This is a genomic window from Leclercia sp. W17, from assembly GCF_003336325.1.
Classification (GTDB): Bacteria; Pseudomonadota; Gammaproteobacteria; order Enterobacterales; family Enterobacteriaceae; genus Enterobacter.
Genome location: NZ_CP031101.1, coordinates 3514593 through 3528279, shown reverse-complemented (window position 1 = coordinate 3528279; position 13687 = coordinate 3514593). Strand labels below are relative to the sequence as shown.

Sequence of the window (13687 nt, the reverse complement as noted above, 5' to 3'; positions counted from 1 at the left end):
CTCTTACCCTTCTATAAAAATGTCCGCCAGCGCCTTGTGGCACAGCAGCAGCGAGAGACTCTCCAGCTCAGACCAGATCGACTGACCGTAATCCTGCTTCAGGGTCAGCTCGGTGCGCGTCAGAAGCTGAACGGCCTGGCGCAGCTGTTCCGGACTCAGCCGGTTCAGGGCTTCGGTGGTCATGACGCGGCGGTTCTGCCAGACCCGGTGTTTATCAAACAGCGCGCGCAAAGGCGTATGCGCTGACTGACGTTTAAGCGTCACCAGCAGCAGCAGTTCCCGCTGTAAGGTTCGCAGCAGAATCACCGGCTCGCTGCCTTCGAGACGCAGTTGCTGCAGAATATGCAGAGCGCGTTTGCTCTTAGCGGACAGCAGGGCATCGACCCAGTGGAAAGGAGTAAAGTGCGCCGCGTCGTTAACTGCCTGCTCAACGCGCGGTAAGGTCAGTTTGCCATCGGGCCAGAGCAGCGCCAGCCGCTCCAGAGCCTGGGCCAGCGCCAGCAAGTTACCTTCGTAACAGTAACAAAGGAGCTGATTGGCCGCGTCATCCAGTTGCAGATTGCGTTGCTTTGCCCGGGCTGCCACCCATTTTGGCAGATGCGCCTGCTCCGGTGTCTGGCAGGTCACCAGCACCGAATGGTTTGCCAGCGCCGTAAACCAGGCGGCATTTTCCTGCGCTTTGGTCAGTTTGTTGCCGCGAACGATCAGCAGCAGATCGCTGTGCAGCAGGCTAACCAGCGTAGCAAGCTGTTCGTTGATAGCCGCGTTAGGGCCATTTTCCGGGAGCTGGATAAGCAGCGTTTGCCGGGCAGCAAACAGGCTCATGGCCTGGCAAAGGGAGAAAATCTCCTGCCAGTCGGTGCTGTTATCCAGAGTGAAACTGTGGTGCTCCTCAAAGCCCTGAGAGGCCGCAAACTGACGCACGGCGTCCTGGCTTTCCTGGAGCAGCAGCGGATCGTTTCCGAGAAGCAGATACGCCGCGCGCAGCCCTTCATTGAGCTGCGCGCGGAGTTGTTCAGGGTACAACCTGAGCATTACTGACCCAGCGTCGTGGAGACGCGCGAGGAGGATGCCGTTGGCTGAGCAGCTGGCTGAGCTTTCAGGTCATTCTCTTTTTCAGCAGTCTGGACGCTCGGCAGCTTACGGATTAGCTGTTCCGCCGCCTTGTCGTACATTTCGTTGATGATAATGGTCTGTTCAGCGTCTTTCGCCAGTGCCGTCTGCGGGTTATCGAAGAACGAACGGTAAACCTTGGTGCTGATAGGGTAAATATCGCTACCCGGGATCAGTACCGCAGCGTGCACTTCCATCACCATCTGGTATTCCGCAGTACGACCATCCTGGAAGATGGAGGCGGTATCCTGGCTCAGGGTAGAGCTCAGGATGCGGAACGATGGGATGTCCTGGCGCAGCGTACCTTTTTCGATCAGTTCAACGCCGTTAAGACGCAGCTGGTTACGAATGGCACGGCTAAGCGGACCATTTGGATCGCCCGAATCGAAAATCATCGTTTTCATCTGCTCCGGCACCTGTGTGGTGTTACGCAGATGCCAGCCACATCCGGCGGTGACCAGCACCGCCAGCGATAACAGTAATGTTGCCAGTTGTCGCACGCTTCCTCCCGCGCTTAGCCAACGACCAGGTTCAGCAGTTTACCAGGCACGTAGATCACTTTACGTACGGTAACGCCATCAAGATACTTCGCCACCAGAGTTTCCTGGCCAGCACGCTCGCGGACCTGCTCTTCGGTTGCATCAACCGGAACAGTAATCTTACCGCGGACTTTACCGTTGACCTGCACGACGACCAGCGTGGTGTTTTCCACCATTGCGGATTCATCAGCCACTGGCCACGGCGCATTGTCGATATCGCCTTCGCCGTTCAGCTCCTGCCACAGGGTGAAGCTGACGTGCGGGGTGAACGGGTTCAACATACGTACCACAGCCAGCAGCGCTTCACGCATGATGGCGCGATCCTGCTCGCCCTCCTGCGGGGCTTTCGCCAGCTTGTTCATCAATTCCATAATAGCCGCAATTGCGGTATTGAAGGTCTGACGGCGACCAATATCATCAGTCACTTTGGCAATCGTTTTATGCACATCGCGACGCAGCGCCTGCTGATCTTCCGTCAGCGCCGCGGCGTTCAGTGCCGGTGCCTCACCCTGCGCGGTGTGCTCGTAAACCAGTTTCCAGACACGTTTCAGGAAGCGGTTAGCCCCTTCTACGCCGGACTCCTGCCACTCCAGAGTCATATCCGCCGGAGAGGCGAACATCATAAACAGACGCACGGTATCCGCGCCGTAACGCTCTACCATCTCCTGCGGATCGATGCCGTTGTTTTTGGACTTGGACATCTTGCTCATGCCGGTATAGACCAGCTCATGGCCTGCCGCGTCCTTCGCCTTCACGATACGGCCTTTCTCGTCGCGCTCAACGATCGCGTCTTTCGGCGAAACCCAGTTACGTTCGCCGTTTGCGCCCACATAGTAGAAGGCATCTGCCAGCACCATGCCCTGACACAGCAGCTGTTTTGCTGGCTCGTCAGAGTTCACCAGGCCCGCGTCGCGCATCAGCTTGTGGAAGAAGCGGAAGTAGAGCAGGTGCATGATGGCGTGTTCGATACCGCCAATGTAGATATCTACCGGCAGCCAGTAGTTTGCGGCTTTGGAATCCAGCATCCCTTCCTGATGCTGCGGGCAGGTGTAACGCGCATAGTACCAGGAGGACTCCATAAAGGTGTCGAAGGTGTCGGTTTCACGCAGCGCAGGCATACCGTTTACGGTAGTCTTCGCCCACTCAGGGTCGGCTTTGATTGGGCTGGTGATGCCGTCCATGACCACATCTTCCGGCAGGATCACCGGGAGCTGATCTTCTGGCGTTGGCATAACGGTGCCATCTTCCAGCGTCACCATCGGGATTGGCGCACCCCAGTAACGCTGACGGGAAACGCCCCAATCGCGCAGACGGTAGTTAACTTTACGCTCGCCAACGCCCAGCGCGGCCAGTTTGTCAGCAATGGCGTTAAAGCCCTCTTCAAAGCTCAGGCCGCTAAATTCACCGGAGTTAAACAGGGTGCCTTTTTCGGTCAATGCCTGTTCAGACAGGTCAGGCTCGCTGCCATCTGCTGCCAGGATAACCGGCTTAATCGCCAGGTTGTATTTGGTGGCAAACTCGTAGTCGCGCTGATCGTGACCCGGAACGGCCATCACCGCGCCGGTACCGTATTCCATCAGGACGAAGTTGGCGACCCAGACCGGGATCGCTTCGCCCGTCAGTGGGTGTTTGGCATAGAAACCGGTGGCAACGCCTTTTTTCTCCATCGTTGCCATGTCAGCTTCGGCGACTTTGGTGTTGCGGCATTCGTCGATAAAGGTCGCCAGTTCCGGGTTGTTCTCTGCCGCTTTCTGCGCCAGCGGGTGACCTGCGGCCACGGCCAGGTAGGTCGCACCCATGAAGGTGTCCGGACGGGTAGTGTAGACGGTCAGCGGCTGATCGTAGTTTTCAACGTTGAAGGTGATCTCTACCCCTTCAGAGCGGCCGATCCAGTTACGCTGCATGGTCTTCACGGTATCTGGCCAGTGGTCCAGATTATCCAGATCGTTCAGCAGTTCGTCGGCGTAAGCGGTGATTTTGATAAACCACTGCGGGATCTCTTTCCGCTCAACTTTGGTGTCGCAGCGCCAGCAACAACCGTCGATAACCTGTTCGTTCGCCAGAACGGTCTGATCGTTAGGGCACCAGTTAACGGCGGAGGTTTTTTTGTAGACCAGCCCTTTTTTGTAGAGCTCGGTGAAGAACTTCTGCTCCCAGCGGTAATATTCCGGGGTGCAGGTCGCCAGCTCGCGGCTCCAGTCATAGCCAAAGCCCAGCATCTTGAGCTGGTTTTTCATGTAGGCGATGTTGTCGTAGGTCCATGGCGCTGGCGCAGTGTTGTTTTTCACCGCGGCACCTTCTGCAGGCAGACCAAACGCATCCCAGCCGATTGGCTGCAGGACGTTTTTGCCCAGCATGCGCTGATAACGGGCGATCACATCACCAATGGTGTAGTTACGCACGTGGCCCATGTGTAGTCGGCCAGAAGGATAGGGAAGCATCGACAGGCAGTAATACTTCTCTTTGCTCTCGTCTTCGGTGACTTCAAAAGTGCGCTTCTCGTCCCAGTGTTGCTGGACTTTCGATTCTATCTCTTCCGGGCGGTATTGCTCTTGCATGGCAGCCAGTGGTCCTGTGTTCAATACAGCTACAAATGTAGCCAATGGATGTGGTAATTCAGATCCGCATAGCATAGCCCAAACGCCCGCGTCAAAACAGCCTTTACCACTAAAAGCGCCTTGCAGGAATTTACGTAGAGTGTGGATGACCTGACAAAGCGGGGCGCAAATAAGGTCTATCATTAGAGAGGTTTACTTACCCGGGAGGCAAAATGATGAACAAGGTTGCTCAATTTTACCGTGAACTGGTCGCCACATTGACAGAACGTCTGCGGAATGGTGAGCGTGATATTGATGCGCTCGTCGAGCATGCACGCGTTAAGGTGTTGCAGACGGGTGAGTTAACGCGCACCGAAGTGGAAGAGGTGACCCGCGCGGTTCGCCGCGATCTGGAAGAGTTCGCCCGTAGCTATGGCGAAAGCCAGGACGAGGCCACCGACAGTGTGTTTATGCGGGTGATTAAAGAGAGCCTCTGGCAGGAGCTGGCGGACATTACCGATAAAACCCAGCTAGAGTGGCGTGAGGTCTTTCAGGATCTGAACCATCACGGGGTGTATCACAGCGGTGAGGTTGTCGGGCTGGGGAATCTGGTGTGCGAGAACTGCCATTTCCACATGGCGATTTATACACCGGAGATGCTGCCGGTCTGTCCTAAATGCGGCCACGATCAGTTCCAGCGTCGGCCATTTGAACCCTAATGTTGTCGTAATATAAGCTGGCACGGTGATGCCAGCTTTTTCAGTTCAAAGGTGGTGCGTGGCGTTAAGCGTAAAACGCCAGCCGTTCGGCTAATAAATCTACAAAGGCTTCGCGGTTAATGTTTGTCATAACAGTGGTATTTGGCCTGTTACCCGTCAGGAAGTAATAGTCCACCACCGTCATTCCCTGAGTGTATTTCCCCTGCGTTTCCACGCCTACCCAGCGCTCCACGGTGGTAAATATCTCCGGTTTCAGTAGCCAGGCGATGGTACAAGGGTCATGCAAGGGTGCCCCCTGGAAACCCCACTTCTCGGTTTTATGGTACTCCATAAAGAAGTCAAGCAGCTCCGCCACGGTGGTTGCCACCGGGTTGCCGATCCGGCGAAAACGTTCGATATCTTCCGCCATAATTTGTGCCTGATGCGTCACATCCAGCCCGGCCATGACCACCGGAATGCCGGACTGAAAGACGATCTCGGCCGCCTCTGGGTCAACAAAGATGTTGAATTCCGCTGCAGGCGTCCAGTTACCCAGCCCCATCGCACCGCCCATGATCACAATCCGGGCGATTTTCGCATGCAGCTCCGGGTGGCTGTTCAGCAGCAGGGCGACGTTGGTTTGCGGACCGGTAGAGACCAGCGTCACCGGCTCGGCGCTTTCGCGTAGCACGTTTGCCATCAGCTCCACTGCCGTGCATTCCTGCGGCGCAAAATCTGGCTCGGGCAGGGCAGGGCCGTCAAGGCCGCTTTCTCCGTGTACATTGTCGGCAATGATCAGATCGCGCATCAGGGGCTTAACTGCGCCGCCTGCCACCGGAATATCGCTGCGTTTCAGCAGGGTCAGCATGCGCAGCACATTGCGCAGGGTTTTGTCAGGGGTCTGGTTACCGGCAGAAGAGGTTACAGCCTTGAGCTCAAGCTCGGGTGAGGCGAGGGCAAGGACGAGTGCTATCGCGTCATCATGACCCGGATCGCAATCGAGGATAATGGGCAGTGCCATAGAAATCTCCATTTCTTAGTGTTGTTTGGCGACAAGGCTAACGCTGAAGGCAGAGGCAGACGAGATAAAGAGATAAAAAGCGTGAAGCGGTGCGCAATCTGAGCGATTGCGCACCGGGGAGATTAATGCAGGATTTTGGCGAGGAAGTCTTTCGCGCGTTCAGACTGCGGGTTATTAAAGAACTCTTCTTTCGCGGAGTCCTCGACGATTTTACCCTCATCCATAAAGATCACGCGGTTTGCGACCTTACGCGCAAAGCCCATTTCGTGCGTGACTACCATCATGGTCATCCCTTCCTGCGCCAGTTGAACCATAACATCCAGCACTTCATTGATCATCTCCGGGTCAAGCGCGGACGTTGGTTCATCAAACAGCATCGCCACCGGGTCCATACAGAGCGCGCGGGCAATCGCCACGCGCTGCTGTTGGCCGCCGGATAGCTGCGCCGGGAATTTATCGGCATGGGCGGAGAGACCCACGCGCTCCAGCAGTTTCAGCCCTTTCTCACGCGCGGCCGCCTTATCGCGCTTGAGGACCTTCACCTGCGCCAGGGTCAGGTTCTCAATGATCGACAGATGCGGGAAGAGTTCAAAGTGCTGGAACACCATCCCGACGTTGGAACGCAGCTTCGCCAGATTGGTCTTCTTGTCATTCACCTTGGTGCCGTTGACGATGATCTCGCCCTGCTGCACCGGCTCAAGACCGTTCACGGTTTTGATCAGCGTGGATTTACCCGAGCCGGACGGCCCGCACACCACTACCACTTCGCCCTTTTTCACTTCCGTGGAGCAGTCGGTCAGCACCTGAAAGTGCCCATACCATTTAGAAACATTTTTCAGGGAAATCATTACACTGTCCTTTTCTTCAGCCAGCTGACCAACAGCGACGCGCTTAAACTAATTGCAAAATAGACCGCACCTGCGAACAGGATCATCTCAACCTGGGTACCATCGCGCTCGCCGATGGTGGAGGCGGTACGGAAGAAGTCTGCCAGGCTCAATACATAGACCAGCGAGGTATCCTGGAACAGCACGATGCCCTGGGTGAGCAACAGCGGAACCATGGCGCGGAACGCCTGCGGCAGAATGATGAGCTTCATCGACTGCCAGTGGGTCATGCCTAAGGCCAGGGCGGCGCTGGACTGCCCGCGGGAGATACTCTGGATCCCGGCACGAATAATTTCTGAATAGTAGGCCGCCTCAAACATGGAGAAAGCCACCATCGCCGAGATCAAACGGATATCGGATTTCGGCGACAGGCCTAAAACGTTCTGCAGGAACCCAGGAACGATCAGATAGAACCACAGCAGCACCATCACCAGCGGGATGGAACGGAATACGTTCACGTAAGCGGTCGCAAACCAGGGCACAGGCTTAAAGCTCGACAGACGCATTACCGCCAGCAGGGTGCCCCAGACAATCCCGACAATCACCGCCGTCAGGGTGATCTTCAGCGTGATGATCAGGCCATCGATCAGGTAGGGCAGGGAGGGAACAATAGAGCTCCAGTCAAATTCGTAGATTATTTGCCCCCCAGGTTGCCCGGCAGGCGAACTTTACGTTCAACCAGGTTCATCACCAGCATAATCACAGCATTAATCAATACGTAGGCCAGGGTAATGGCGGTGAAGGATTCCCACGCATGGGCGGAATAATCCAGCAGTTTGCCCGCCTGCGCGGCCATATCCACCAGACCGATGGTGGAGGCGATGGCCGAGTTTTTCACCAGGTTCATCATCTCCGAGGTCATCGGCGGCACAATCACGCGATAGGCGTTTGGCAGCAGGACGTAGCGGTAAGCCTGCGGTAGGGTCAGACCCATCGCCAGCGCCGCATTTTTTTGTCCACGTGGCAGAGACTGGATCGCTGCACGCACCTGCTCGCAGACGCGGGCGGCGGTGAACAGACCCAGACAGAGCATCGAGGAGACAAAGAACTGCACGTTTGGATCCAGTTCAGATTTGAACCACATGCCGATATCTTCCGGCAGCAGTTCCGGGATGACCAGATACCAGGTAAAGAACTGCACGATTAACGGAACGTTACGGAACAGTTCGACGTAGCAGGTGCCAATGGAAGAGAGAAAACGGTTAGGCACGGTACGCAAAATACCGAACAACGAGCCGACAAGAAACGCAATAATCCAGGCGGTGATCGACAGCGCGACCGTGACCTGAAAACCGCTCCACAGCCAGCCAAGATAGGTGGTGTTGCCGAACGGGGCTTGCTGCAGGAAAATGCCCCAGTTCCAGTCAATTGACATAGTAAACTCCAGAAAAAAAAGGGTAGCAGCGCTACCCTCGAAGATTGGTGAGAAGCTTTAATATTCGCGCTGAGTGGGGAACGACCACTCAGCGTTTAGTCTGTCCGCGCTTCCCGACAATCGAGAGGGCAGGAGAACCCGCCCCTTAGTGGTTCTAATTAGTTAAGTGCCTTGTCATTCGGTTCTTTAAACAGTGCTTTCATGTCGTCAGACAGCTCAAAGTTCATGTTCAGATTTTTTGGTGGGATTGGGTTTTTAAACCACTTATCGAACCATTTCTCTGCTTCACCGGAGGTCTGAACCTGAGCGATGGTATCGTCGACCAGTTTCTTAAATTCAGCGTCGTCTTTACGCATCATGCAGCCGTAGGCCTCTTTGGATTGCGCGGTGCCGACGATTTCCCAGTTATCCGGTTTCTTCGCTTTAGCACGCTCGCCCGCCAGCAGAGCATCATCCATCATAAACGCGACGGCGCGACCGCTTTCCAGAGTACGGAAAGAGTCACCGTGGTCTTTGGCGCTGATGATACGCATGTCCATTTTCTTCTCTTCATTCAGCTTATGCAGCAGAACTTCAGAGGTCGTCCCGGAGGTCACAACCACCGCTTTGCCTTTCAGATCGGCGAAGTCTTTAATATCGCCGCCTTTTTTGGTCAGCAGACGGGTACCGACGACGAAGATGGTGTCGGAGAAGGCAGCCTGTTTCTGACGCTCAAGGTTGTTGGTGGTGGAGCCACACTCAAAATCAAAGGTGCCGTTTTGCAGCAGTGGAATACGGTTTTGTGAAGTGATTGGGATCAGCTTCACTTCCAGATCCGGTTTGTTGAGCTTTTTCTTCACCGCGTCGACGATCGCATTGGAGTAAGCCTGTGAGTAGCCCACGACTTTTTGCGTGTTGTCGTAGTATGAGAACGGAACAGACGATTCACGGTGGCCGACCACAATCACGCCGTTTTTCGCGATTTTTTCCAGGGTACCGCCTGCTGCCGGAGCAGCATCTTCAGCGTGTACGACGCCTGCGGACAATCCCATCACCAGCATTGCTGTGGCCAGTTTACGTAATTGCATATCCAACTCCTTTATTATCAGCGCCAGAGACGCATTGATATTCGGTGTGATGTTGTTATAGCTCGCGCGATACGAGTGCAGTGTTATACCTGTTTGTTAACATTTAGTTTGGCTTAATGTAAAGATTTTGCTGCGTTAATGTTTATTTTTGCGAAGCGCGCCGCACCATTCAGAGGCATAAATCTTCCGTTGCACCGTTTCGGTGCTACTGATGAGCTACGCTGGTGCGACCGGGTTGCACAGTAAGCCAAATCGCGTTTACGTAAATAGATAAAGCAATAGCCGTGCCAGAATTGTGTCGCAGTGAGAATTGCCGGGTAGCGGCTTCGCCTTACCCGGCCTACAAGATCGTAGGCCCGGCAAGCGTAGCGCCGCCGGGCAAAGAGGGGAGGGAACTACTTGCGGCGCTGGCGCAGACTCATCAGCACGGCGCCAAAACCGAACAGTGCGGTGAGGATCCACAGCGGCCAGTTGCCGGTGCGGGCATAAGGGGTCAGCCCGGTCGTCGGCGTGACTTTTGCGGTCAGCACGTCGCGGGTGAATTGCGGCAGCATAGCCTGAATTTCACCCTGCGGACCAATCACGGCGGTAATGCCGTTGTTGGTGCTGCGCAGCAGAGGGCGCGCCAGCTCCAGGGAGCGCATCCGCGCCATCTGGAAATGTTGCCACGGACCGATCGACTTACCGAACCAGGCATCGTTGGAGATGGTCAGCAGATAGTCGGTGTCCGGACGGAAATTATCCCGCACCTGCTCACCGAGAATAATCTCGTAGCAAATGGCGGCGGTCAGCAGGAAGCCGTGGGCGCTCAGCTGAGGCTGAACGTACGGGCCCCGGCTAAACGAAGACATCGGCAGATCGAAGAACGGCGCCAGCGGGCGCAGTATCGACTCCAGCGGCACAAACTCACCAAACGGCACCAGGTGATTCTTGTTGTAGCGGTTCGCCGACTCATAGCTGTACGGATTGTCTTTTCCCAGCGTGATAATGGTGTTGTAAGTGTCGTAACGGTTCTGCTTGTTCAGCCGCGCGTCAACGATACCGGTGATCAGCGTGGAGTTTCGCGCCCGCAGCAGATCGTCCATCATGGTCAGAAAACGTTGCTGGTTGATCTCCAGATCCGGGATTGCCGACTCGGGCCAGATAATCAGCTGGGATTTGCCCATCTCTTTCTGGGTGGCATCCAGATAAATCTTCAGGGTGTTGATCAACTGACCTTCATCCCATTTCAGCGACTGGGGAATATTACCCTGCACCATCGATACCTGGGTGGCGCGTTCCGGCTCAAGGGTGAACCACTGGATATAACGCAGCGGGAAAGGCAGGGCAAAGAGGACCAGAGCGACTGCCAGCGCTCGCCCGTTGCGCTGCACCAGCGCCAACACCAGCAGGCCGCTGACCACCATCAGCAGGAAGTTGATCGCCTCGACGCCCATCACCGGCGCCAGCCCCTTCAGCGGACCATCTATCTGGCTATAGCCGAACTGCAGCCACGGAAAGCCGGTCAGCACCCAGCCGCGCAGGAACTCGGTAATTTGCCAGACCACCGGGGCGGCAATCGCCACCCGCAACCAGCTGGTTTTAGGCCACAGGCGCGACAAAATACCGGCAAACAGACCGGTATAGAGCGAGAGGTAGGCCGCCAGCAGCACCACGAGGAAAACATTCACCGGGCCTGGCATGCCGCCAAACTGGGCAATACTGACGTAAACCCAGTTAATACCGGAGCCAAACAGGCCCAGCCCCCAGAAATAGCCAATCGCCGCCGCCTGAACAGGGCGTCGGTTAAGGGTCAGCCCCTGGAGTCCCATCAGGGAGACGAGGGCCGCTGGCCAGAAGTCATAAGGGGAAAAAGCCAGCGTACCGCTGGCTCCGAAGATCAGCGCCAGCAGCAGACGCGTGCGCTGGCGTTCAAGCAAGGGGGCAAATGCCATTTAAATCAATCATCCAGTGTGGGTTGCGGAGCATCGTCCGGCATTCTGACATGAACCTGAATAATACGTCGACTGTCGGCCATCGCCACCTTGAACTGATAGCCGTCAATTTCCACGGTTTCGCCACGCGCCGGCAGGTGACCAAAGGCCTGCATCACCAGCCCACCTATGGTATCCACCTCTTCATCGCTGAAATGCGTGCCGAAGGTGTCATTGAAATCTTCGATAGGGGCGAGCGCACGCACGGTCCAGGTGTGGCGGCTCAACTGACGGAAGTCGATATCCTCTTCTTCGTCATATTCATCTTCAATTTCGCCGACAATCAGCTCAAGAATATCTTCGATGGTGACCAGGCCCGAAACACCGCCAAATTCATCGATAACAATCGCCATGTGGTAGCGCTGAGAGCGGAACTCTTTCAGCATGCGGTCTACCCGCTTACTTTCCGGAACAACCACCGCCGGACGTAACACTTTTTCCATGCTGAAGGCTTCGGCATCGCTGCGCATAAACGGCAGCAGATCCTTGGCCATCAAAATTCCTTCGATGTGGTCTTTGTCTTCGCTAATCACCGGGAAACGTGAGTGAGCGGATTCGATAATGACATCGAGGCACTCATCCAGGGTCTGGTTGCGTTTCAGGGTAATCATCTGCGAACGGGGGATCATGATATCGCGAACGCGCTGGTCGGCGATGTCCATTACCCCTTCAAGCATCTCGCGCGTATCTTCATCGATAAGCTCGTTCTGCCCGGAGTCACGGATAAGCTCCAGAAGGTCATCACGGTTTTTAGGTTCACCGTGGAACAGCTGGCTCAGAAGGAGGGAGAAAAATCCTTTTTTGCTGTTTGGTGTGTCGCTACTGTGTGAATTGTCGTCGCTCATGGCGTTTGTTAAGGGTTCTCATGTTGGTCTGTTGACTGCCGTCGCGGACTTTTGTCATACGCAACGGCACATTATGCCAGTAAGGCGCAAACGCGCCCTACAGACTACTCTTTCTCGGCAATGTACGGATCCTCATAGCCCAGAGCAAGCATTATCTCTGTCTCAAGGGATTCCATCTCTTCCGCTTCGTCATCTTCAATGTGGTCGTAGCCCAGCAGATGCAGGCTGCCGTGCACCACCATGTGCGCCCAGTGGGCCTCGAGGGGCTTCTGCTGCTCCTTCGCTTCCTGCTCAACCACCTGGCGGCAGATGATCAGATCGCCAAGCAGCGGCATTTCGATACCCGGCGGCGCTTCAAACGGGAAAGAGAGCACGTTGGTCGGCTTATCTTTCCCGCGATAGGTCAGGTTCAGGTCGTGGCTTTCTGCTTCATCCACCAGGCGAATCGTGACTTCTGACTCTTCCTGAAACTGCGGGATGACGGCATTCAGCCACGCCTGGAACTGGCTCTCTTCCGGCAGGCCGGAATTGTCTTCACAGGCCAGCTGTAAATCGAGGATCACCTGACTCATTTCTGCTCTTGCTCCTGGGCTTCGCGTTTACGTTCCGCGGCCTGTTCTGCTTTACGTTTTTGATCTGCGGCTTCCCACGCTTCATACGCCGTGACGATGCGGGCAACCACCGGGTGGCGCACCACGTCTTCACTGTGGAAGAAGTTGAAGCTGATTTCGTCCACTTCGGACAGGACTTCAATAGCGTGACGCAGTCCCGACTTGGTGCTGCGTGGCAGGTCGACCTGGGTGATATCGCCGGTGATCACCGCTTTGGAGTTAAAGCCAATACGGGTCAGGAACATCTTCATCTGTTCGATGGTGGTGTTCTGGCTCTCATCCAGGATGATGAACGCGTCGTTCAGGGTACGGCCACGCATATAGGCCAGCGGAGCCACTTCGATGACGTTACGTTCAATCAGTTTTTCGACCTTCTCAAAGCCGAGCATCTCAAACAGCGCATCGTACAGCGGGCGCAGGTAAGGATCGACCTTCTGGCTCAGGTCACCAGGCAGGAAGCCCAGCTTCTCGCCCGCTTCAACGGCCGGACGGGTGAGCAGAATGCGGCGGATCTCCTGGCGCTCAAGGGCATCCACGGCAGCAGCCACCGCAAGGTAGGTTTTACCGGTACCTGCCGGGCCGACGCCGAAGGTGATGTCATGATCGAGGATATTGGCGATGTACTGCGCCTGGTTTGGCGTGCGCGGCTTAATGACGCCACGCTTGGTCTGAATGTGGATAGCCTTGCCGAATTCCGGCACGCTCTCCGCGCTCTGCTCCAGCACTCGCGATTCTTTGATCGCCAGATGGATCTGTTCCGGCTCAATATCCTGAGTTTCACCGCGCATCGGCGCGGTATCAACGTACAGACTACGGAGAATATCCGCAGCGGCATTGACGCAAATGGCGCGTCCGGTGAGTTTGAACTGGTTATCGCGACGATTAATCTCGATACCCAGACGTCGCTCCAGATGTTTGATGTTGTCATCAAACGGCCCGCACAGGCTCAGCAGGCGAGCGTTGTCTGCTGGCTCAAGGGTAATTTCACGTGTGTCTATATTCAAACCGTTCCTCTTAATGT

13 protein-coding genes are annotated in these 13687 nt (G+C 55.7%); 1 reads left to right on the top strand and 12 read right to left on the bottom strand.

Annotated elements, in window-relative coordinates; genetic code table 11:
• Window positions 1-3: 3 nt before the first annotated feature.
• From holA to leuS, 3 genes are read right to left on the bottom strand one after another with little or no spacing between them, the layout of a single operon-like run.
• The gene (gene holA, locus DVA44_RS17510; RefSeq protein WP_114387664.1) at window positions 4-1035 is read right to left on the bottom strand and encodes a DNA polymerase III subunit delta; all 1032 of its coding nucleotides are present in this window, start codon (window positions 1033-1035) and stop codon (window positions 4-6) included.
• Complete coding sequence (gene lptE, locus DVA44_RS17505; RefSeq protein WP_103823594.1) at window positions 1035-1613, bottom strand: LPS assembly lipoprotein LptE; 579 nt, start codon at window positions 1611-1613, stop codon at window positions 1035-1037. Before lptE ends, holA begins: the two co-directional genes overlap by 1 nt.
• Window positions 1614-1627: 14 nt before the next feature.
• On the bottom strand, window positions 1628-4210 hold the full coding sequence (gene leuS, locus DVA44_RS17500; protein WP_141806767.1) for a leucine--tRNA ligase: 2583 nt from the start codon (window positions 4208-4210) through the stop codon (window positions 1628-1630).
• A gap of 215 nt (window positions 4211-4425) precedes the next feature.
• Here leuS and DVA44_RS17495 point away from each other — a divergent pair, with 215 nt between their 5' ends.
• Window positions 4426-4908 (top strand): zinc ribbon-containing protein, encoded by a 483-nt coding sequence (locus DVA44_RS17495; protein ID WP_114388446.1) that lies wholly within the window; start codon window positions 4426-4428, stop codon window positions 4906-4908.
• 64 nt (window positions 4909-4972) lie between these two features.
• Here DVA44_RS17495 and rihA read toward each other — a convergent pair whose 3' ends face one another.
• The 9 genes from rihA to DVA44_RS17450 form a co-directional block, all read right to left on the bottom strand.
• Window positions 4973-5908, bottom strand: coding sequence for a pyrimidine-specific ribonucleoside hydrolase RihA (gene rihA / locus DVA44_RS17490; RefSeq protein ID WP_114387662.1), 936 nt, complete (start codon window positions 5906-5908; stop codon window positions 4973-4975).
• A gap of 122 nt (window positions 5909-6030) precedes the next feature.
• The gene (locus tag DVA44_RS17485) at window positions 6031-6756 is read right to left on the bottom strand and encodes an amino acid ABC transporter ATP-binding protein (protein ID WP_103823591.1); all 726 of its coding nucleotides are present in this window, start codon (window positions 6754-6756) and stop codon (window positions 6031-6033) included.
• Window positions 6756-7430: a glutamate/aspartate ABC transporter permease GltK gene (gene gltK, locus DVA44_RS17480; RefSeq protein WP_114387661.1), complete on the bottom strand. Its 675-nt coding sequence runs from the start codon at window positions 7428-7430 to the stop codon at window positions 6756-6758. Before gltK ends, DVA44_RS17485 begins: the two co-directional genes overlap by 1 nt.
• A complete protein-coding gene (gene gltJ / locus DVA44_RS17475; protein WP_103178679.1) occupies window positions 7430-8170 on the bottom strand; it encodes a glutamate/aspartate ABC transporter permease GltJ in 741 nt (246 codons plus the stop codon). The genes gltK and gltJ overlap by 1 nt, the downstream gene beginning before the upstream one ends.
• A 158-nt stretch (window positions 8171-8328) precedes the next feature.
• Window positions 8329-9237: an amino acid ABC transporter substrate-binding protein gene (locus DVA44_RS17470; protein WP_168192006.1), complete on the bottom strand. Its 909-nt coding sequence runs from the start codon at window positions 9235-9237 to the stop codon at window positions 8329-8331.
• A 395-nt stretch (window positions 9238-9632) separates the two neighbouring features.
• Window positions 9633-11171, bottom strand: coding sequence for an apolipoprotein N-acyltransferase (lnt, locus tag DVA44_RS17465; RefSeq protein WP_114315622.1), 1539 nt, complete (start codon window positions 11169-11171; stop codon window positions 9633-9635).
• A gap of 5 nt (window positions 11172-11176) precedes the next feature.
• A complete protein-coding gene (gene corC, locus DVA44_RS17460) occupies window positions 11177-12055 on the bottom strand; it encodes a CNNM family magnesium/cobalt transport protein CorC (protein WP_114315621.1) in 879 nt (292 codons plus the stop codon).
• A gap of 104 nt (window positions 12056-12159) precedes the next feature.
• Complete coding sequence (gene ybeY, locus DVA44_RS17455) at window positions 12160-12627, bottom strand: rRNA maturation RNase YbeY (protein WP_103823586.1); 468 nt, start codon at window positions 12625-12627, stop codon at window positions 12160-12162.
• Window positions 12624-13670, bottom strand: a complete 1047-nt coding sequence (locus tag DVA44_RS17450) for a PhoH family protein (protein WP_103178684.1) — start codon at window positions 13668-13670, stop codon at window positions 12624-12626. Before DVA44_RS17450 ends, ybeY begins: the two co-directional genes overlap by 4 nt.
• Between the last annotated feature and the right edge of the window lie 17 nt (window positions 13671-13687).